The 19,158-nt window shown below is 42.7% G+C and carries 24 protein-coding genes; all 24 read right to left on the bottom strand.

Annotation, left to right across the window (positions count from 1 at the left end; all coding sequences use genetic code 11):
- Positions 1–28: 28 nt before the first annotated feature.
- The gene (locus DWW03_RS16915) at positions 29–2,377 is read right to left on the bottom strand and encodes a suppressor of fused domain protein (RefSeq protein WP_259301994.1); all 2,349 of its coding nucleotides are present in this window, start codon (positions 2,375–2,377) and stop codon (positions 29–31) included.
- The gene (locus DWW03_RS16920; protein WP_259301995.1) at positions 2,341–3,867 is read right to left on the bottom strand and encodes a tetratricopeptide repeat protein; all 1,527 of its coding nucleotides are present in this window, start codon (positions 3,865–3,867) and stop codon (positions 2,341–2,343) included. The genes DWW03_RS16915 and DWW03_RS16920 overlap by 37 nt, the downstream gene beginning before the upstream one ends.
- A gap of 270 nt (positions 3,868–4,137) precedes the next feature.
- Positions 4,138–4,731, bottom strand: coding sequence for a DUF2625 family protein (locus DWW03_RS14200; RefSeq protein WP_009316581.1), 594 nt, complete (start codon positions 4,729–4,731; stop codon positions 4,138–4,140).
- A gap of 135 nt (positions 4,732–4,866) precedes the next feature.
- Complete coding sequence (locus DWW03_RS14205; protein WP_009316582.1) at positions 4,867–5,694, bottom strand: hypothetical protein; 828 nt, start codon at positions 5,692–5,694, stop codon at positions 4,867–4,869.
- Positions 5,691–6,134 (bottom strand): hypothetical protein, encoded by a 444-nt coding sequence (locus tag DWW03_RS14210; protein ID WP_225982423.1) that lies wholly within the window; start codon positions 6,132–6,134, stop codon positions 5,691–5,693. Before DWW03_RS14210 ends, DWW03_RS14205 begins: the two co-directional genes overlap by 4 nt.
- Positions 6,135–6,708: 574 nt before the next feature.
- Positions 6,709–7,299: a DUF4948 family protein gene (locus DWW03_RS14220; protein WP_004328529.1), complete on the bottom strand. Its 591-nt coding sequence runs from the start codon at positions 7,297–7,299 to the stop codon at positions 6,709–6,711.
- A gap of 37 nt (positions 7,300–7,336) precedes the next feature.
- Positions 7,337–7,876 (bottom strand): hypothetical protein, encoded by a 540-nt coding sequence (locus DWW03_RS14225; RefSeq protein WP_225982424.1) that lies wholly within the window; start codon positions 7,874–7,876, stop codon positions 7,337–7,339.
- Positions 7,877–8,035: 159 nt separating this feature from the next.
- Positions 8,036–8,242: a hypothetical protein gene (locus DWW03_RS14230; RefSeq protein ID WP_004328531.1), complete on the bottom strand. Its 207-nt coding sequence runs from the start codon at positions 8,240–8,242 to the stop codon at positions 8,036–8,038.
- 102 nt (positions 8,243–8,344) lie between these two features.
- Positions 8,345–8,803 (bottom strand): hypothetical protein, encoded by a 459-nt coding sequence (locus DWW03_RS14235; RefSeq protein ID WP_004328532.1) that lies wholly within the window; start codon positions 8,801–8,803, stop codon positions 8,345–8,347.
- Between the two features lie 80 nt (positions 8,804–8,883).
- Positions 8,884–9,879 carry an SMI1/KNR4 family protein gene (locus DWW03_RS14240; RefSeq protein WP_117701955.1) on the bottom strand — a complete coding sequence of 332 codons (996 nt, stop codon included), beginning with the start codon at positions 9,877–9,879 and terminating at the stop codon, positions 8,884–8,886.
- 37 nt (positions 9,880–9,916) lie between these two features.
- Positions 9,917–10,432 (bottom strand): ankyrin repeat domain-containing protein, encoded by a 516-nt coding sequence (locus DWW03_RS14245; RefSeq protein WP_007662657.1) that lies wholly within the window; start codon positions 10,430–10,432, stop codon positions 9,917–9,919.
- 74 nt (positions 10,433–10,506) lie between these two features.
- The gene (locus DWW03_RS14250) at positions 10,507–11,181 is read right to left on the bottom strand and encodes a hypothetical protein (RefSeq protein WP_115649178.1); all 675 of its coding nucleotides are present in this window, start codon (positions 11,179–11,181) and stop codon (positions 10,507–10,509) included.
- A 44-nt stretch (positions 11,182–11,225) separates the two neighbouring features.
- Positions 11,226–11,576, bottom strand: coding sequence for a hypothetical protein (locus DWW03_RS14255; RefSeq protein ID WP_048317449.1), 351 nt, complete (start codon positions 11,574–11,576; stop codon positions 11,226–11,228).
- A gap of 92 nt (positions 11,577–11,668) precedes the next feature.
- Positions 11,669–12,190 carry a hypothetical protein gene (locus DWW03_RS14260; protein ID WP_048317453.1) on the bottom strand — a complete coding sequence of 174 codons (522 nt, stop codon included), beginning with the start codon at positions 12,188–12,190 and terminating at the stop codon, positions 11,669–11,671.
- A gap of 74 nt (positions 12,191–12,264) precedes the next feature.
- A complete protein-coding gene (locus tag DWW03_RS14265; RefSeq protein ID WP_008627649.1) occupies positions 12,265–12,828 on the bottom strand; it encodes a DUF6707 family protein in 564 nt (187 codons plus the stop codon).
- Between the two features lie 79 nt (positions 12,829–12,907).
- Complete coding sequence (locus tag DWW03_RS14270) at positions 12,908–13,312, bottom strand: SMI1/KNR4 family protein (protein ID WP_028728888.1); 405 nt, start codon at positions 13,310–13,312, stop codon at positions 12,908–12,910.
- Positions 13,313–13,387: 75 nt separating this feature from the next.
- Positions 13,388–13,822 (bottom strand): hypothetical protein, encoded by a 435-nt coding sequence (locus tag DWW03_RS14275; protein WP_117899992.1) that lies wholly within the window; start codon positions 13,820–13,822, stop codon positions 13,388–13,390.
- A gap of 82 nt (positions 13,823–13,904) precedes the next feature.
- Entirely contained in the window at positions 13,905–15,023 is a 1,119-nt protein-coding gene (locus DWW03_RS14280) for a tyrosine-type recombinase/integrase (RefSeq protein ID WP_009316590.1), read from the bottom strand.
- Positions 15,024–15,035: 12 nt separating this feature from the next.
- Entirely contained in the window at positions 15,036–15,860 is an 825-nt protein-coding gene (locus tag DWW03_RS14285) for a toxin-antitoxin system YwqK family antitoxin (protein WP_009316591.1), read from the bottom strand.
- Positions 15,857–16,612 (bottom strand): DUF4261 domain-containing protein, encoded by a 756-nt coding sequence (locus DWW03_RS14290; protein WP_009316592.1) that lies wholly within the window; start codon positions 16,610–16,612, stop codon positions 15,857–15,859. Before DWW03_RS14290 ends, DWW03_RS14285 begins: the two co-directional genes overlap by 4 nt.
- A 145-nt stretch (positions 16,613–16,757) precedes the next feature.
- Positions 16,758–17,678, bottom strand: a complete 921-nt coding sequence (locus DWW03_RS14295; protein WP_004328541.1) for a hypothetical protein — start codon at positions 17,676–17,678, stop codon at positions 16,758–16,760.
- 50 nt (positions 17,679–17,728) lie between these two features.
- On the bottom strand, positions 17,729–17,995 hold the full coding sequence (locus DWW03_RS14300; protein ID WP_004328542.1) for an immunity 17 family protein: 267 nt from the start codon (positions 17,993–17,995) through the stop codon (positions 17,729–17,731).
- A gap of 11 nt (positions 17,996–18,006) precedes the next feature.
- Complete coding sequence (locus tag DWW03_RS14305) at positions 18,007–18,465, bottom strand: hypothetical protein (protein WP_009316593.1); 459 nt, start codon at positions 18,463–18,465, stop codon at positions 18,007–18,009.
- A gap of 35 nt (positions 18,466–18,500) precedes the next feature.
- Positions 18,501–19,154, bottom strand: coding sequence for a hypothetical protein (locus DWW03_RS14310; protein ID WP_004328544.1), 654 nt, complete (start codon positions 19,152–19,154; stop codon positions 18,501–18,503).
- Positions 19,155–19,158 lie beyond the last annotated feature (4 nt).

Consider the following 19,158-nt stretch of genomic DNA (forward strand, 5'->3'; position numbering starts at 1 on the left):
TCGTAAAATTGGTCTTGTTAAAGATGCTTTATTTTAATTCAACCAACGGGTTTTCAATATCTATTTGATTCAGTACATTAAGACGGTGCGGATTTACAAGGAGAATATTGTCATTCATCTTGTCAAGAAGTTTTTGCGTTCCATTTTTGAGCTTAAACTCCAGTTCATCTCCATATAAAGGTATTATCTGATAAAAATTGACTTCCTCTCCATCAGGTAGTGTACAAGTATTTCCACCTATATTTCCACATGGGGGATTTATCAGAATGGAAGCACAAAGCTCTGTCGTATATGAAAGAGGTCCATCATAACTGACTGTATGACCCCAACCAAGCCAAGTATTGTTTTCTCCCGGGAAGCGAGCAAGTTCTTTCAACAACCGTATAGGCCAATACCATTTTTCGTCTTTCAAATGTTCTTTATCCAATTTCCAATACTCTGGCAGACAGATGACAAGTTCTGCCCGTTCCAGCTGATCTTCTTTCAATTGGTTAGGCACATTCATCAAGTGTGCCCCCATTCCCATTGTCACAAGTGTGTACCAGTTACACTCTTCAGATGGAGGAATCAAACAAATATCCACATGAATGTCCGGTGATACTTTTTCGTGAAAAACGAATTCAAAATTACCATAATAGTGCTCGATATGCTTTTCTATAATATCTATTTCATCTTCTGAGTACATTTCTGGAGCAATAGACTTATTGTCGCCATTATCATCATCACAACAACTTTCACACTTTATTTTTCGTTTTTCCAGTTCTTCATTACACTCATTTATTACAGCAACTGCACTGCTGTCCTCCGGATCAAGTTCCGCCCAGCGTTTGGCATATTCTATCGCCTTTTCTTCCTGTTCTACAAGATATTGGTATGCGTATGCCATGCGCTTGTTCCATCCTGCCTGACTTTCTCCGGCTTCACGGATCGATTCCAGCAGTTCAAGTGCTTTATTCAACGCCCTTTCCTTTTCGTCATCTTCCGGTTCTTCGCCATTATCTCCCAGAATCGCATAATTCTCATATGCCCGCACCAGCAACATGACCATGTCGTAGTCCTGTTCAGCTTCGGGAATGTCCTCAAGTGCTTTGATACACTTGGAAAACTTTTCCATGTCATTCCATTTCTCTATCTGGGCAAGAAACTCTTCTTTATTTTCCTTGGTGTATGGTATAGCCTCGCTGGCCGCTTCTGTCAGTTGGTGTATCCGTCCATTACGGATGAAGTCTGAAATGTAGAAAGAGTATTCGGGGTATTCATCGAGCAGAGGTATAACCTTCTTGACAAAAGCCCTGAGGTCATAGACAAACAGGTCGATATAGCTGTATTCCGTTCCGGTTGCACCCCCTGTTATCACACCGAGATTGCCCGGTTCAAGAATCTCTTCCGTTATCCTGTCTTCAAGATCATGACGGAAGTTCAGTATATTATCTTCGCCAACACCATTCTGGAAAACCATATAAAGAGCCTGAACGCCGAAACCGTCGGCATGGTCAAATATCTCGGTTGAACCATGATAATAGTCAGCTACGATGGAGCTCAGACAGGTAGATCCTACTATCACATCGAAGCGCAGTTCATCACTTTCCTTCGGGGTCAGTTGATATCCCGTATAAACGTCCTTCGGATTCTCGAAGAATTCATGGCCGTGGGATTTCACGGTTTCCTCTATGTGCTGTCTCAACCCGGACAAGGCAATCATACCTTCCTCAATTCCTGACGCCCTTTCTATACCATTGACATATTTGAACGAGACGCCTTCTCCCAGTACAAGTTCCAGAATGACATGAAAGTTTCCGTCACTATTTTCTTCCGGTAAGGCACAAAGATTTTTGTCGTAATACCTGATGTTGAAGTTTTCTCTTTTTTCGTCATAGGATGCTTTTACCATGATCTTGCCCATATCGACATCGGTATCGTGTACACGGTATGCGAAAGACCCGACCTTGCCCGGGTTGAAGGGGAAGAACTTCCATTTGCCTTTCAGACACTCCGGCATACAGGATATGATGTAAGGATAGATGATGAAGAGATCCGGCCATCCTTCTACCGAGAACGTGAACTCATGGTCACCTCCAATATTGAAGTGCATGTCTTCCGATATCAGATTGGTTCCTTTACTGATAAACTCTATGAAGGCATCAGCTTCCTCCATGGAGTTCGGACACATCATGCCTGACAACTTTTCTTCGTTTTCAACAAACCAGTTCCAGAATTCTTTCACTCGCCTGGTTAACGGCATGGCCATATTGCACTGACGGATGAAACTCAGGGTGTCTTCATCCTCCGGATTAAGTTCCCTTGCCTTGCTGAAATAATCCAGGGCCTCCCGATAATTGTTCAGAAAATACTGGGCATATCCCATCTGAAATTCCACCGTTCATCTTCAGCGCCTTCCTCCCTGACGGATTCAAGCAGTTCAGCGGCTTTGGCATATTCCTCAATATTGTTGTACGCCCTTGCAAGAAAGCCGGTCGTCTCAAAATCCCGTTCTGCTTCCGGAATCTGTTCCAGAGCATCGATGATTTCCTGATGCTTTTCGGCCTTGTGCCATTCGTCTATCTGCTCCATCAATTCGTCATTCATGTTCTCTCCGGTATATATGATTTGCTTTTTTTCTGGTTCTATAGGCTGGTCTGCAACCAAAGTCGGGAGGAATTCACTTGAAAGTTTTTTCAGGTCCTCTAACCGGGAGGCACACAACGTGAAGAGGGTGTACTGGTTGGGACACAGTGCATGACAGCTGTAAACGGGATAAGGTTCTTCATCCTCTGAATCTTGGTCGATACCCATGTCATAGAGGCGGTATTTTCCGCCGTCAAATTCCCTTTCTTCAATCATTTCCTCTTCCACATCAAGGAAATCCGGCTCACCATCGGTAGAGTATCCGGTGCATCTAACCGTGTGCCAGTTGTCTGCAGCCGCATCATAATAGACGAGGGTGCCTTCATCCGTATCTTCGAGATAGCTGCCCGGTAGGCTGAACCTGATCTTCCCGACCTTATGGTTGACAATTCCGCGCCGGTAGCCGATGGCAAATTCCGTTTCGTAGGGCGGTATCCCGTCAGTCGGGACAGGAACACAACCATGGAGTCTGCAAAGTTCCTCGTATTCCTTTTTGGGGAAAGGAAGAGACGGGTCAAGTGATGCTGTCGTTTCCAGCTCGCTTATGATGTACCCGTTGATACGGGCATCTTCTTCACTTCTTTCTGACGGCATGAAATAGCAGTCCTCCCACATGGCATTCAGGGCCATGCCTCTATGAAAACGTGCATCACGTTCCGAATTGTTCCAGATGAAGAAATCATCGGCAAAAGATTCGATTCCTTCTTCCCGGATACGCCTAACGACCTCTGAAAGACGGAAAGAACCCAAAGGTGAAATGACAATGCCGTTGTCTGATTGAGGGTAATATTTATTGATATCCCAACAGAATAACAAAGACGTGCTGCCTTTGTTATTCTGCTCCTGGATGATTTCAAACAGTTTGGCCAGCCACTTGTGAAAATGTTTCTTCTTCATGGCCTCAAAGTCCCTTTCCGTGTAATAGTCCGTCTCGTCTTCAACCTCAAACCGGGTACGGGTCGCCTGTTGAAGTCTGTCGATGAACTCTATTGCTGCCTTGTGGAAGCCGGGGCCAAGCATGTTGGTCTGGCAGTCTCCGTTTACGGAAATGACGTTGTCTGTATTTCCTTCTCCCTCATGTTGATAATTTAGGAACAAGTCGCCCAGCCTGCAAAAACTTACCGTCGAAGATGATTCATCGTGCTCTGCATTATAACCGGACTCAACAGCCTGACTTTCTACAGTCTGTTGAAACTTTTCAATATCCTTGATTTTAGTGTGAATGGTGAATCCAAGTCCCATAATTTCATTATTTTGTTTATAAATGCAAGATACCGATTTTATTCCAACTGGTCACATTTAATTTGTTAATAATAACAGAAATTTGGCACTATTGTAATACAATACGCCTTCCACATGGAAATCCATGCTTTTAATCATAGTTTAGCAACATTTTGTCAGTTCACTACATTGGGGTACAAGTTCTTCCGTAACACAAAAAATCCCCCTCCCATGAAAATCATGAGGAATTTAAGCGCATTTGCAGCTTTGTGTCAGAGGATAGCAATGAATTCACTCATTCTTGTCATTCTGGCCCAGAAAGGCAAACTGAAGTCTCAGGATTTCATCCATCGGAACGACTTTTCGGACTCTGCTCTCCAGACTTTCCGCCTCAGCCCAAAGGAAAGGATAAAAAGCTACGCCCTCACTGCTCTTCAGTTTCGAAGCATCGTTCTGCCAGCCGTCCCATCTGTAATCGGTATAGAACTTATCCGTATCGCCATGCAGACACCAATAGACGAATTGTCCAAATTTTATCTCCATATCTTCCATCTCCAGACAGTCGGGGGCAAAATAGCCGATATTGCCGTCGTCAAGACAGATGAACAATCCTCCCAGTATGTCTTCGCCGATCACTATCTCGTTGAACGGGAACAGACTGTTTCTAGTGACAAAGTTTAGTTCTCCCGAACCGTACAGCCTTATCCAGTTGTCAATGACTATACCACCTGTGTTTTCAAGGATTGCAGCCATCAGGCTACCGCTCTTGATCCGGTACTTCTCTTTCATTGCCTGCCTTGCTGCTTCATCCAGAGGCAGCACATTTATCGTTTTTGACGAACTTTTTATTTCATCAAGTATTCTCTGAAACATTTCATCGTTCATAGTCTTTATTTTTTTTCTGCTTAAAATTCTACTTTTCATCATACTCATTCAAAATAAATTGCACATTTATCTTGAACGTTATACCCATAGCATTTGCCGGAGGCCGTTATTACTTTTTTCATGTTTCTGTAAATCTTAAAACTCCATATCCTCCGTCCATTCCAAAGAGTCCACCGGACAAAGCTCTACTTTCTTCATTTCGTACCAAACGGTCAGCAATATCCTAATGCTGTCAGGCGTATATCCCTTAACCCATGTACATTCTACAAATTTTCGTCTGCCGTCTCTGATTTCCTCGAATGTGGCATGGCTCAGCAACCCTACACGGAACTCTCCAGCCATGTCCTCCTTTCTTACTTGCATGGCATAGACTGGTTTCCCGTAGCGTGTCGTGCGCCCGTCTTGGTCGATCAGACGCTGCAAGACTTCATTGGGCGTTTCCTGACGGGCTACTATGGCAAAACGTAGTGAAAGGTAATCCCTCCACCTTTGCGGTACTTCAGTCCGCTCATTCTCCGGCGGCATTGTCTTGTCCGAAAAAGTGGGAAACACAATATTCGCCGCCACCACCATAGCCACGATAACTGCCCAATAGACTGCTATTGCTCGTTTCCAGTAACGGGGACGTTCACGGAGTTCCTGCCGGACTTCCTTGCATATCTTCTTGTCGTCAAAAAATCCCAGAGGGATGGCTGACAGCAGCACCGCCAGACTCGCCAGACCGTAGAAAACAACCTTTTGTGGCACGTTTACCAGATGTACATACCCGTCTTGTCCCCTTGCCGCCAGAAATGTGCCGGCCAACAGGACGAATTCCGGGAGGATGCTCAGGAAGTATATTCCGGCAGCAAATGCCTTTCGCTTCCTTTTATTGTTCCATTCCGTGAAATGCGCGTAGGAAATTTTATGCAGCATCACCAACAGGCGGAAAAAACGGCTGAATATGTTTCTTCTATTTGTCATTTGAGTATTTCAGTTATCCATTTCAGAGCAGTTCCTAATAAAACCATTGCGGGAATAAGAAGCAAATAGAGAGGGAAAAAGAACAGGTTGCGCCGGAAGGGACTGAACTTGCGTCCCGCATAATGCTGCATGACCGCTTTCCGCCGGGAAGGCGGGTATATTTTGCCGAACAGACGGTCTGTCATGAAGACAGAAACGGAGGACACGATTAGAAGAACGGCTCCAAACACCTCGAATGCCAAGTCATCCAGAAAATGACCGCCTATGGTCAGAACCGGCATGAATATAAAAAACGTGATACAGGCCCACAGCATATCACTCCCACGGGGTTGTTTGAAACTGACCTTGTGATAATGCTCCCATGTTATTTCTCCCAACCAAAACAGATAGTCGAAGAAATAATAATGTCGTTCTTGCTCTTTATATTCCTGTTTCTTCATTCTAAACATAATGTTCGGCAGCCAATCGCTGTTTATGGCAATCTTTTCATTTCGCTCAATTACAAATATATATCATAAGGAAGAAACTTCAGAACATTCGGTCTTCCTTTTTTCTATGGTATGCTCAAAAGCATTTTTTGGGGATGCTTGTTTGGACGTTCTCCCTAAGGTCGATGGAGCTGTCTCGCCCGAAAGTTTCCCGGCGTTTAACCGTTAGTTAGGGACAATAAAGCAAACCCCTATCCATAAATGACTATACAATTCCAACAACATCGAAGTAGTGTCAGTACAAAATGTACCAACAGTATTTTTCCGCTATACTTGAAACGATAGCAGGCAGATGCGACAAAGCCGATGGCACTCCAACCAATCGCCACCCGGCTTGTAAAGATATAGTTTTCGGAAGATTCATAGCTCCAACCTAATCCTTCACAACCTATCGGGTAAAGTTCCGGATGCTTTGAGAATTGTATAGAATCACTGACAACCATCCACAGCAATAGCAGACAGCATAGTCCCCACAATATCCTTAATACCAATCTTGATTTCATATTGTTTTGTTCATCATTTCAGGTTATCGTGAATGGTCTAGCTCGATGTACCAACCTTCCTTGATGGGCTTGTAAAGCGTGGTGTCGTTGTACGTCCTGCGGTAGATCTCGTTTAGGTCGCCATGTTCGGTGATACGGATATTCCGACGGCTTCTCAATCCGGGATCGTAAACGAAACTCTTGGACGTTCCTGCATCTACGATACCGAGGGAGTAGTATGGCATAAAAAGGCTCACATATACCGAATCTGCCGTTTCCCATTCCCTGCGATCAACAAGGATAAAACCGCATCCAATCTCTGATAACAGGGAGTCGAGTAGGATTCGGTCTGGCTTTAACAGCCCATATACCGGGAGGTCTTGTTCGTCATTTGATTCATAGGATGTATCACTTTGCTCCATTGAATCAAGTATAATGATCCCGTCAGGAGAAAACGGCGGGTAGTGAAAACTACCTTCTGAACTCTCTGACATGATTTCGTACACCTTGCGGAACGCCGCCTCGTGCGTGGCAAAGTGGCGTATCATTTCCTCGTCCGATGGCGGCATGGGTGGATCTCCGCAACTTGCAGCAAACAGGCTTGCTAAAAGCAGGATTATGATAGGTATTCTCATTTTCTTATTTATCTTATGTCTGACGGATAAATAGTATTCAATGGTTCTGCCCTCTACTGGCGACCTTAGTTTCAATAATTATAGCCCCGTTGATTCCGGCTATACCATATTGGCAGTACGCCTGTTTGCCGTACAGTATCTTAATCTGTACATTTTCCACATTGTCCTTGATTATTTTATTCAACTTCCCAAACACTGCGGAATCTCTTACCATCGTACCGTCATAGATCCACAACAAATCCATTCCGTTTAATATGCCTTTCACTGTTTGTGCGCTGAAATATGGGCGATTATCCCCGGATATACGTATCTCACTGTCTGAAATACGCTTCAGGTATTTCCCATCCAGCGAAGCGGATATTGGCAAATCTATGTCTATGCCTTTGGTAGCTGTCTGTTCGGCGTTTGGCATGCCGATACGTCGCAAACAACCGTCTTGTGCAATCACATAAAACAGCGTGTAAGGCGGAAATAACCCCATCCCCTTGACCTTTACGCGCAGCGTGTCTTCTTGCAGAAACAGACGGTGTGCCGGTTCTCCTTCCAATCTGTAAGAAATGAAGCCGCTATCAGGCATTTCCACACACCGGTTACACACTTGCGCATGGGTGCAAAGCACACTGCAAAACAGCAGAAGCAGAACCGTTATTTTCGTTTGTTTGACAGACCAACACATTCTTATTTTTTTTACTTGATTCGGTATAATATCCGACGGATAGCTGACCGTTATCCGCATTTACATTTCATCAAAAATTGAATCTAAAAGACTATTCAATTCATCGTCTGTAAGATTGAAATTTTCTTGTTCAATTTTCATACTCTCGTATATTTCAGCCATTGCCTCGCCTTCGGTAGAGAAAAACTGGTCAGCTGATTTTATACCGTACTCGTCAACAAGCATTTTCCTAAATACTTGTTTAGCTTTTTCGATTTTACTTTCCATATCTATTTCCTTTGTTTATTGCGGATAATAAAACTATTATTAAGCCTTTATATCCCCTCAATTTTGCCGTCATTTTTATATTTCTTGTTTAATGTTCATATCTTATTTTCGACTCCAATATCCCAAAAACCTACTGAACAGTATCATCATAACCAGATACAATACTATTATACCATTTATCTCAACAAAAAGCACTAAGTCACCTGCCGTAGGAACACTTTCATACGTATTTTCGGTTAAATACTTGCCTTCATATCCTAAATAGATGAAATAATACTCGTATGTTTTATATACACCATTGAATAGCAATAGTATAATGGCAGACAATCTGAATTTATTATGACGCAGAAACAAGTGGAAGAAAAGGTCAAGAAATATGAATAATACGCAGATTACTACAAAACCAATCAACGCCATCAATCCGTCCACCGCGGCTCCCGGACCATCATTAACTTCAGTTATGCTCATTAATTGGTTGGGCTCCATCAAGACAAGAGCAAACATAAGTAAGTATATTACCCATGCAATCAGTTGTCCAACTTTTATTTTAGCTATCTTCATTATGGTTTATCGTATATGCGGATAATGTTCGGTGGATAATCATCATTAAAGGAGATTGATCCGCTTGTTATCTGCCCGCTTTATTCCTCTTCTTCGATGAAATGATTTATAAAGTAATTGAATGACTGGGCGATGTAACGAGTATTTGTTTCAAAGTTGTATTCTCTTGAAGCGTTTTCGTCCCACTCGTCAGTCAAGTAATAGTAAATCTTTTTATTCTTCAAGTTCAACGCATAATAGTTTCCACCCGAATCCATAGCAAAAGGCAACAGATTGCATGGCATTAAATTCCTACTCCATATATCTTTGGCTATGACTTCAATTGTTTCAAAAGCATTGGTGCGTTCCTTTATCGGAAAGAACGCATTTGTCTCCACCCGATCCAAATCCTCGTCCTGCGGTTGATAACAATATGGTGATGGCATACCACCGTTGAACTTGAGGTAAAAGTTCTTCATGCCTGCCGGAATTTTTACATTCAACTCAACCTCAAAATTCTTTATATCTTCTTTTGTTAGCGAAGCCGAACAGTCCGAAAGTTCAGGCATTACACCTGCTGTCTCCGTTTGTCCCTCTTCGATTTCTTCTATTGCTGGAATTGCTTTGTGCCCGTCCAAAACAACGAGATTGTCAAAGAAATCATCTATTGAATTTGCAACAAGTCGTGGCTCTCCAAAATTGAAGATTACATCTTGCATCCCCACAATAGGGTAAAGATAGATCTTTCCATTAACCAAGTCTATGGTAATCCGACCTTCATCGGTAGATTCCATAGCAAAAATAAGAATGCTATCAGATATAGCTCCTGCTTTTCTTAACTCTAATGTTTCGCCTTCTGCCGTATATCTGGGGTCATTCTTAAAATCCTTGTTATATTTGAATGGGAAGAAATCTTCAATTTCCACCTCTTGATATTTATTTATGCTTGCGGTCTGTTTCGTAGAACCTCCATTATATTGTAAATAGAACTCTTTCAGTCTTTCCGGCAAGGCATAACCCAATTTACTCTCTATTTCTTCAAAATCTTTGAGAGTAAGACTTTTTTGGCAATTTTCTAATTCTATTTTCATATTCATTCTTTTTATGGGCAGATAATGTTTGGCAGCGTTCCACTTATTCAGTCGGTTTGCTGTTTGTTATCAAATTCTCATTTATCCATTTCTTTACTTTTTTCGTTACAAATGACATTGGAGAAACACCTGAATTATTATTCACTGTTATATCTGCACCATTTTCCAATAATGTAATCGCAGATTTGTCATTTCTATCAAAAATGGCAATGAATAGCGGGGTACGACCATTTTCTTCTTGGATATTTAAGTTTGCCTTTGACCCTGCAAGAAGTTCTATAATTTCCGGGCTATTCTCTTGAGCAGCGAAATGCAACGCCGTCCACCCAGAGTCATCTTGCAAATCCAAATTCAAACCATTCATTTTGTATTGCTTTATTAGTTCAATGGCAAACGTACTCTTTCCTTCGACAATGAAATTCATTAATAGATTTCTTCCATCTCTATCCACAAAATCACATCCATACTTATCCACAAATGATATGACTTTTGTAAAATCATCTTCGTCGAATAATTCAAACATCAGATCTTCTGCTTCTTCGTTATATTTTGTACTCATAACTGCTTTATTTTAGAATTTGATAATGTTCGGCGGATAAACCACCTTAAAAGTTTCATCTGTTTGTTATCGACCTATTTTATTTTTAGTTTTTGACTATATGCAAGTATTACGAAACGATTATCTAATCCACAATCAATTACATCATTCTTTTCTAATTGAGAATAGGCTTTTACAAATCTATTTCGACATTTACTTGAATGTATGTAATGATTGAAGTAGTTCTCGGCTTGTTCCTTTTCACCATATCTCAACATATATGGCAGGGCAAGGAGAGAGTCTTTCGTGTATTGATTGAAACAACAGCCATGTTGCGTAATGAAGTCAATAGCCATTTGTCTATTCTCAAATAAATCAAATATCGGACAAGCATATTTTTCAAGTAAATCAATTATTGTTTTTATTGATGGAGCATAGCTTAGTCCGGCAAGATCCCAAGATTGATATTGATTTATTGGCGATAGGTATCCAATATGATTATGATATACTAAGCCATCATCATTGACATTGAGATTCTCTTCTTGCACCCACTTTTTCAAGTTTTTACAGGTAATCGTAATCAGTGGATATATAGCCACATTACAAGATGAATTATATACACTTGAACGAAACCATATTTCAAAAGTCAAATTTTTGTCTTTTGAAATCTTTTTCAAACATTGTCCATTTTTAGACGGCTTAAATCCCATTGCGATAAAAGGAATAGCTATCTCATTGCAGGCTTTAATAAATATATCTCTTGGTTTCATTTCTTGTTCTTTTCAGGTCGATAATGTATTTCAGCTAACTGCATTTAGCTGTTAAGTTGATTGTTACCAACATTTATTTTTTCAATTCTCCCAATAAGCATATATTGGCTATGTGATATTAAATATTCTTCATTTTTTTCTTCGTATTTATTTTCTAAACACAAAGCACCACCGACAATAACATCAACATTCGTTTCTAAATCAAAATATTCTTTTTCATATCTGGGTTTCAAAATTAGAATACAACTTTTTTGTCCATTAAAATCTAAAAAACTATCAGATTTGAAAAGAAGAAATGTAGGAGAAAGTTGCTTTATTACTATACCATGAAGAATATTACTACCATTATGATTGAAACCCCACGGTTCATCTACTGTTAGTTTGTACTTGACCATATTTATTAATTTTCTTTAGTTGGTAATGTTCGGCAGCTAATCGCCATTTTGGGCGATTAAGGTGTATGTTAGCATCACTTCTAATAAAAGAATCACATATCAGCTAATTTCCACTTTACTTCAGAAGCTGATACATCATCATCAATATATGCTTGCAAATAAGCAGCTAAATCTTTATATCGACTTTCACCGTTGCAATCATATACCCATAATTCCGGTTCTTCTGTACCGTCAAACCATATTAGGCAAATCATTTCATAGCCATTATCGCTTGCTGCAAAAATGGAAATTCTGTTTGGCGCAAATAGTCCAGTAGCATGGTCTTCCCAATAATCCTTTGAAGCTTTTATGTCGCGAACAATTCCTATCAACCGTTCATCCTTTTCATCTTCATTCCATGGACTTTCCATTTCTTTTGTATCAAGCCAATCTCCATGTGTCGCATTAATCCATTTACCAAATGCCCCATACCTGATTTTCAACATAGGAGAGACATTTCTATAAACTCCTTTTTCAAGGGTAGGCACTCCCTTATGAAAGTCGATAGCTTGGCTTATTTGAACCTTACCTTCTAAATCAATGACTTCATCAAGCAATTCTTTTATTGTTTTCATTCTTTTTTATTTGATGCTAATGCCCGGTGGATAATCGCCATTAAAGGAGATTGATCCGCTTGTTATCTTTTTTGCTACATTCCTTTTAAGTTCTCTTTTATTTCCTCTACTCTTGCCTCAATCTTCTCAAGGGGATATTTTTCACTTCCACCGAGAGCATATATCAATACTAACTCTCTCATTTCAGCGTAAAGAGCCTCTCTTATATCTGTTTTATTCCCAAGTTGGATACTTTCTTGAACATTTTGCTCTCGTCCTTCTAATAGCGAACCGTTGCATCGACTCTTTATATTTTCAACATCCGTCTCTGCCTGCATGATTCCCGCCAATGCCTTAGATTCATGCAGAACATCTTTACTTTTTCTTGAAGCATAATAGACTAAAGCCAACACCAGTTCGACTTGTGTCCATGTATTCCAGTTGCCAGTAAACGATACAGAAAGAAGTATTGAATACAGTTGAGTAAACTGATTAGTATAACCATAAATATACAGCCAAAAACACAGGTCTTTCAGATTTTCCAAATCTTTTGAAGACTTGAAGTTCATCTTTTTCAGAACCTTCTTGCTCAAACTCTCGATACGTTTATTCCCGAGAGAAGATAGGCTCAATACAATATTTGTTAGTTCTTCGTTCATCGCTTATTATTTATTCAAAAAGATAATGTCCGGCAGATAAACCGCCTTCAATGTTTCATCTGTTTGTTAGCAACCGCTTTTACCATTCAGGAAAATTATCTTCTATATATTGTTCTAACGATGGAGCGATGGTTTTTATTTCGGCATCACTATCATGATAGTATATTTCGACCTCTCCTTTAGAATTTATCATTATGGGATTGCCAGAACCATCATCTGAAATCACATAAGTATCTGTAACTTCAGGATGAACTTCTCTTAATGATTTAGTTTCTTCGACCACATTTTCATTGCCGTCTAAAGCATTAATCATCATTCCTGCGTATGCTGTTCCGAAATTCTTGATAAAGTCTATATAGTCAGAACTAAATTTTACTCCTAACTCTTGTTCCGCACATAATACCTGCTCATCAGATGCAGGTGTCCCAATCATATCATGTGCCGTTAGAAATCTTCTCAATCGTTCTATAAGTTCCTTTTTCATATTTATTTCCTCGGTGGCTAATGGGATGTAGATAGTAACCTGTTCGGGTTGCTTATCTACTTGTTAGCAATATTTTTATTCTAATTTAAAATACCATTCCAAAAAAGAATTAAAGTCTTTCCATTGTGGTAATAACTTTCCATTCTGGAAATTGATTAGTTTTTCGCCCAATTCAATTTCAAGAACTTCCTCTGTTTTACGATTATAAAAGAAACCACCTTCTGCTTCAAAACTATCTAATGGAAGGTATTCATCTGGTAACTTTAGGATATTCCGAGCAGATTCGATAGCATAACTCAAATCGTTCGAATAAATACTGAACCAACATACATTATACATTTCACTATGCCGCCCAAGAAATGTAATTTCAGTAGTATGTAAATTGAAAAATGCAAAATCACTATTCAAATCAACACCTAAATTGATTAAAGCTGCTTTGTATTTTTCATCTTCCTTTTCAGAATAGATGCCTTGTTGTTTCAGATGTTCTATTATTTTATTGCTCAGCATAATTGAATGGTATTTTATTCATTTTACATTTTATTGCTAACGTTATACTATCAGCCGATTTGGTTGTTATTTTCTTTAAGTATCAGACCTCGTCTTCCTCCATCAACAGATCGTCCAACGGGCTTTTGATATTGCTTTTGAAAGTGTCGGCTATGTGGACATACCTTTCCGTTGTCTTGATGTTGTTATGTCCCATAAGCTCTTTCACAATTTTGATGTCGGTTCCTTGCTCCAGCAAGTGGGTGGCGAACGAATGGCGCAGCAGGTGCGGATAAATCCGTTTCGTGATTCCCGCTTCCCGAGCCGCAGCCTTCAACCGTTTCGACACGATACTCTCGGTGAAAGGTTCGCCCGGTCTGTGTTCAAAGAGCCACACTTTCGGTTTGTATAGTCTGTTATATTCCGTCAGCTTTTTCATCAACGGTTTTGACAGCAGGGTGTAGCGGTCCTTCTTGCCCTTTCCCTGACGCACCCGTATCAGGGAGCGGGGTTCGTTGATGTCGCCGGGTTTCAGTTCCAGCAGTTCGCTGATGCGCAACCCTGCGGAGTAGAGTATGGAGAACATACAGAAGAAACGCAGGTCTGTCACTGTCACGTCGAGTATTTTCTTTATTTCCTCCTTGCTCAACACGTCGGGCAGCGTCTTCTCCCGTTTGGCACGGTTCACCTTGTAACACCGCCGTTCCTGACCGAGAACTTTCTCGTAATAGAACTTGATGGCGTTGATACGCTGGTTTTGCTGGCAGGAGGATATGTTTTTCTCATGGATGAGATACAGCAGGTAGTCGTTTATCTCGTCGGGAGTAACCGTTTCAATCTTACGCCCCTCGAAATATTGTTGGAAATCGCGGAAATAGGAGGTATATACCCTTACGGTATGGTCACTGTAACGCACTTGCTGGAGTTTTTCCAGATAACCTTCCGGCAGTGGCGGCCGTTTGTCTTCCTCTTTACGGGGTGCGGTTTCCTTGATGGCGGAATAGTCTATAAACGCCATTTTCACATAGCGGTCGAAGAACTCGGCAAGCACGAAATTCTCTGCCGGCAGATAAGCTCTGCCACCGACAAGCAGTACGTTTTCTTCCTTCGACAGCGACAAGCGGATGTCATTGTCATTACCGAAAGTCACTTCGACAAATTCTCTCCCGTTTCTTACCACAGGAGAAAGTTTGATTTTGGGTTTTGGAGTATATATTTCCATGTTTTTTAAATTTTACCGGTCCCACTCGTTCAGGATTTCTCCGCTTATGATATCATATCGTATCCAGTGTCCCGTCTCGCGTCCCTCGGTGTATTCGCCTTGGACTGCGATATCGTCCCGGTCGATTTCTTTCCACGAACCGTGCTTGTAGCCGTTCTTGTACGAGCCGGATTTGTAGGCGTACAGCTTGCCATGTAGGTGGGCCGTGTATTCGTAGGGGCCGTCCAGTTCGCCGTTCTTATAGTGGCTGACGGTTTTGCTGACCCATCTCTCGGTGGTATCCTCGCTGATTTTCCATTGTTTTCCCTCTTTCCGGTCGTCGGTATAGTTTGCCTCGTAGATCTGCTTGCCGCTTTTCGGGTCAAAGCGTTGTTCCTTGCCGTTCCGCTTGCCCTGCCTATATTCCTGAACCATGTCCGGCTTCCCGTCGCTGAACCATGTCCTTACCGTACCGTCTATCTTCCCGTACTGCATGGGTGCTTCCCGTTGCGGTGTCTTTCCGTCCTGATGATAGGAAACGAACAGACCATGCCGTCTGCCGTCGGTATACTTGCCCTTTTCCCGCAGGCTGCCGTTGCGGAAACGCCTGTACTCGCCCTGCATAACCCCTTTGGAAAAATGCACTATTTCCTCATCCTGCCCCCGCAAGATACGGAATTTGCCCGATAGCGGACGTTTTCCGCCCTTCAGATAATGGACGACTGTTCCATGCTGTTCGTCCGTGGTGGTTCGCAAGTCACCGGATTCCACGATCCGCTGTGCGAAGGCAGAACAACACAGCAGCGTGAGAACGATGGCCGCAAGCATTTTTCTTATGTTTCCCTTTACCTTTCTCATTCGTCCGGATATTCAAGTTTCAATGTCATGCCGTCCAAAGCGATGCCTTCGCTAAGCGTGATGGCAAGTTTCTGTTCTTCGGAGCATCCTATGGTTTCCCCGTCCTGCAAGGTGACATCATCCGACAGGATATAATGCACGATGTCCATTAGGAAATCACGGATGTCACTCAGATCGGCAGGGGCATACACTTCGATTTCCTCTTTCCCGAATTTTCTCAGTCCGTAGGTATAGATGCCGGGGATTCCTTTCTGTGTGCGGTAGATGCCGAACCATACCCAGTCCATGACGGGCAGTTCATCTTCTTGCAGGAGTGCGGCCATATCCCTGTAAAATTCGGGTTGGAACACCATACCGTCGGTATATACCGCTGTAGCGTAGGACTGTTTCAGGCAGGAAGACGTGGCTCTGGTGAACAGTTTGGCTCTCTCCAGCAGGTTGGATTGGTCTCCGGTCACGGATACGAGGATATGAGCCTCGTGTTGTCGTGCCACTTCTGTTGCATCTTTCCACAGGTAGTTGCCCTGTGCATAGTGTTCCGCTTCTCCGTTGGGTACGGGACCGGGCATGATGGCTATTGCCAATGTCATGCCGCTGAACATTCCGACAAGTACGTCACCGTTGTCGTCGTCATCGGTAAGGACGATTCCCCAGTCTTCCTCGAAGTCATGGATGAACTGTTTCTTGTCCCATTGATTTTGTGAAAGCAACACGGACGAGACAAAGCATCCTTTGATATTATCCTTTTCCATATAGTTCTTTCTTTTTGAGTCGTCAATTATTGAAGATTCTTGCGCAAGATAGGTATTTTACCCTGATTCCTTGGTACTTTCATCTGTTAATATACGATAAATGCAGGCCCTGCCTGTGACTTTACAGATAAAGGTTGCGCTCCGTTCAATAGATGCGCACATACTGTACTTCCCCGTCAAGCAGTTCAACATAGCGGTTGTCGGAAAAGCGCAATGTCTCCAGAGTCCTGCCTTCCTTCTTGACTTCCGATTTGTGGTATGGTTCGCCCCATGCGGCGATGACCATTTCCCTCGTCATGCCGGTATCGACCTTGCGGAAGGCAATCAGCTTCCCGTATTTCTCGCCGTACCGTTTTTCCAGCTGGCCGATACGTGCCGTGCTTACAAACTCGTACACCTCGTCACCGCCTATAGGAAATGCTTCCACACGGACACCGTCAGCACCTTCCATCAGCAGAAACGCCCCGTCACTGTTCATCTTCAGGCCGATGTCCACACAACGGTACTCCGCACCTTCAGCCGGGGTGATTACCTGACCGTCCTCGGTCTCGACGGCCTTGGCAAGTGACAGGAATGTCTGTCCGACAAAGCGTTTCAGTTTCTCATAATACCCTATACAGGTCATGCTCAGCGGATACCTGAATGGGTTGTAATACATCTCATCACCGCTTTCTTTTTCACGGAGCAGCAGGCAGCATCCAGCCGACAGGTAGTCTGTCTTTGTCCAGACCTTCACTACCTCGTAATATTTCCCCACCACCTCTTTAGAAGGGGTGGTACTGATGTTGACCGCCTTGTACACCGTTCGGTCATCCCCGGTAAGGAAATTGACCGTGTAGAAAGCATCCCAGTAGCCGTTCCTGTCATTTTTTACCCCATGCATGTACAGGGTCTGTCCCGGAAGGGAAGTGAAACTCCGCTTCTCCACGTTCGTCAGGCTGTCATAGGGGTGGGCATTTGTCACCGTGTACTCTTTCAGTCCATCGTTCTTGGGAACGATGTTAAGCTGTGCATGGGCATACATCACCGTGCACAGGAAGAAGGTTATAATTGGAATTGTTTTCATACTCAATCACTTTTTAAGTTTACAGGTGGCATCCGGGAAAGAGCACTCAGCTATTTGCCGGAAATAGAGAACAGGTACAGAGACAGTCCTATCCCGACGGCAAGAATCACTCCCAGCCAGAACCGGAAAGTTTTCGGACCGAGCAGATTCATCCAGAAGTTACCTCCTGTACTACCCGGACGGGAATACGTCCACTTCCAGCCACAGATGACACCGACAAGCCATATCAGAAGCAGGCCCGCCACGACCAGATAGCCGTAGCGGGGTTCCTGCTGTATCAGATTCGGAAAATCCTTTATTTTATCCAACCATTCCATATCTCACCGGTTTATTTTTTCAAGAGCGCCGCAAATTCTTTAAGCTGTGGCAGTCCGTCAAAGAAATCAACGTCAAATTTGGCCGTTGAGCCGTTGGCGAGGGTGATTGTCAGAATACCATTGTCGTAATTGTAGTTTGAACTGGATATTTCCGACAATGTAAAAGAACGCATCTCAACATTTCCTTTCACGATGACCGGGTATGTCACCTTATCGCCGTCAACCGTGATGATACAGCTTTTGGCAGCCAACTTGCGGGCCTTATGTATCTTCCGCCAGGCTCTGAACAGCATGTACAGTCCGACAAGGGCAAGGATGATGGCTGTTGGTAACGGTCCGAGGATGCGAAGTGTACCGACTTTTATACCGAAAGGATAAACTACCGGTACTATTATCAGTCCGGCACCGACAAGGATTTCAGTCAGATTGTCCTTGATGGACGATTTGGAAGAATAATTGAATGTAGCCATATTCGGATATTAGTGAAGTTATTCGTTCGGTGATATTATTTTATGAAAAAGTACCAGATAAGCAGAGCCGCGGTGATGATTATGGACAGGACCGTCATGGCCGACCTGTATTTTTCGACAGCAGGCGATTCCTGCGGAGCTTCAAATTCCAGTATCGTAGGTGCTTGGCCTATCGCGCTATTAGGAATAGCCTCTATCTTGAACTCGTTGGGCTGTTTTTCAATGCCGATCAAGGCATAGGCACAATCAAGCTGATTGGCCTTTCTTGGCGAGAATACCGATTTGCTGAACAGGATGACGCCGTCATAATGATCGCTTATTTCCATTACCGAATCCATATCCCGTTGTCCTGTCAGTATATGACGGCCTGTATCAGGATCTACTATGTAATAGTCATAGCCACAGGACTGTACGGAATCATAACGGATTTCACCGATTTCCAGCGTATCCACTTCAGCCTTGATGCTCTGAAGGGTGGCCTCGTCAATTTCAGTCCCTTTCAACGGGCAGGCATACAGGCAATAGCGGCTGTCTTCGTGCATCACGGTTCTGATGGGATAGAGGTTTACTACTTTGCGGTTTTCCAGTTTGAGGTATGTCTTAGACAATTTGCCGATTGCTTTCCCGTTATAACCGGCCGGAACAGCACCTCCTTCAAGAATGGCTGACAGATTTTTAAGTTCGCTCATGTTG

It is taken from the genome of Alistipes sp. AF14-19 (genome assembly GCF_003461645.1).
Taxonomy (GTDB): domain Bacteria; phylum Bacteroidota; class Bacteroidia; order Bacteroidales; family Rikenellaceae; genus Alistipes; species Alistipes shahii.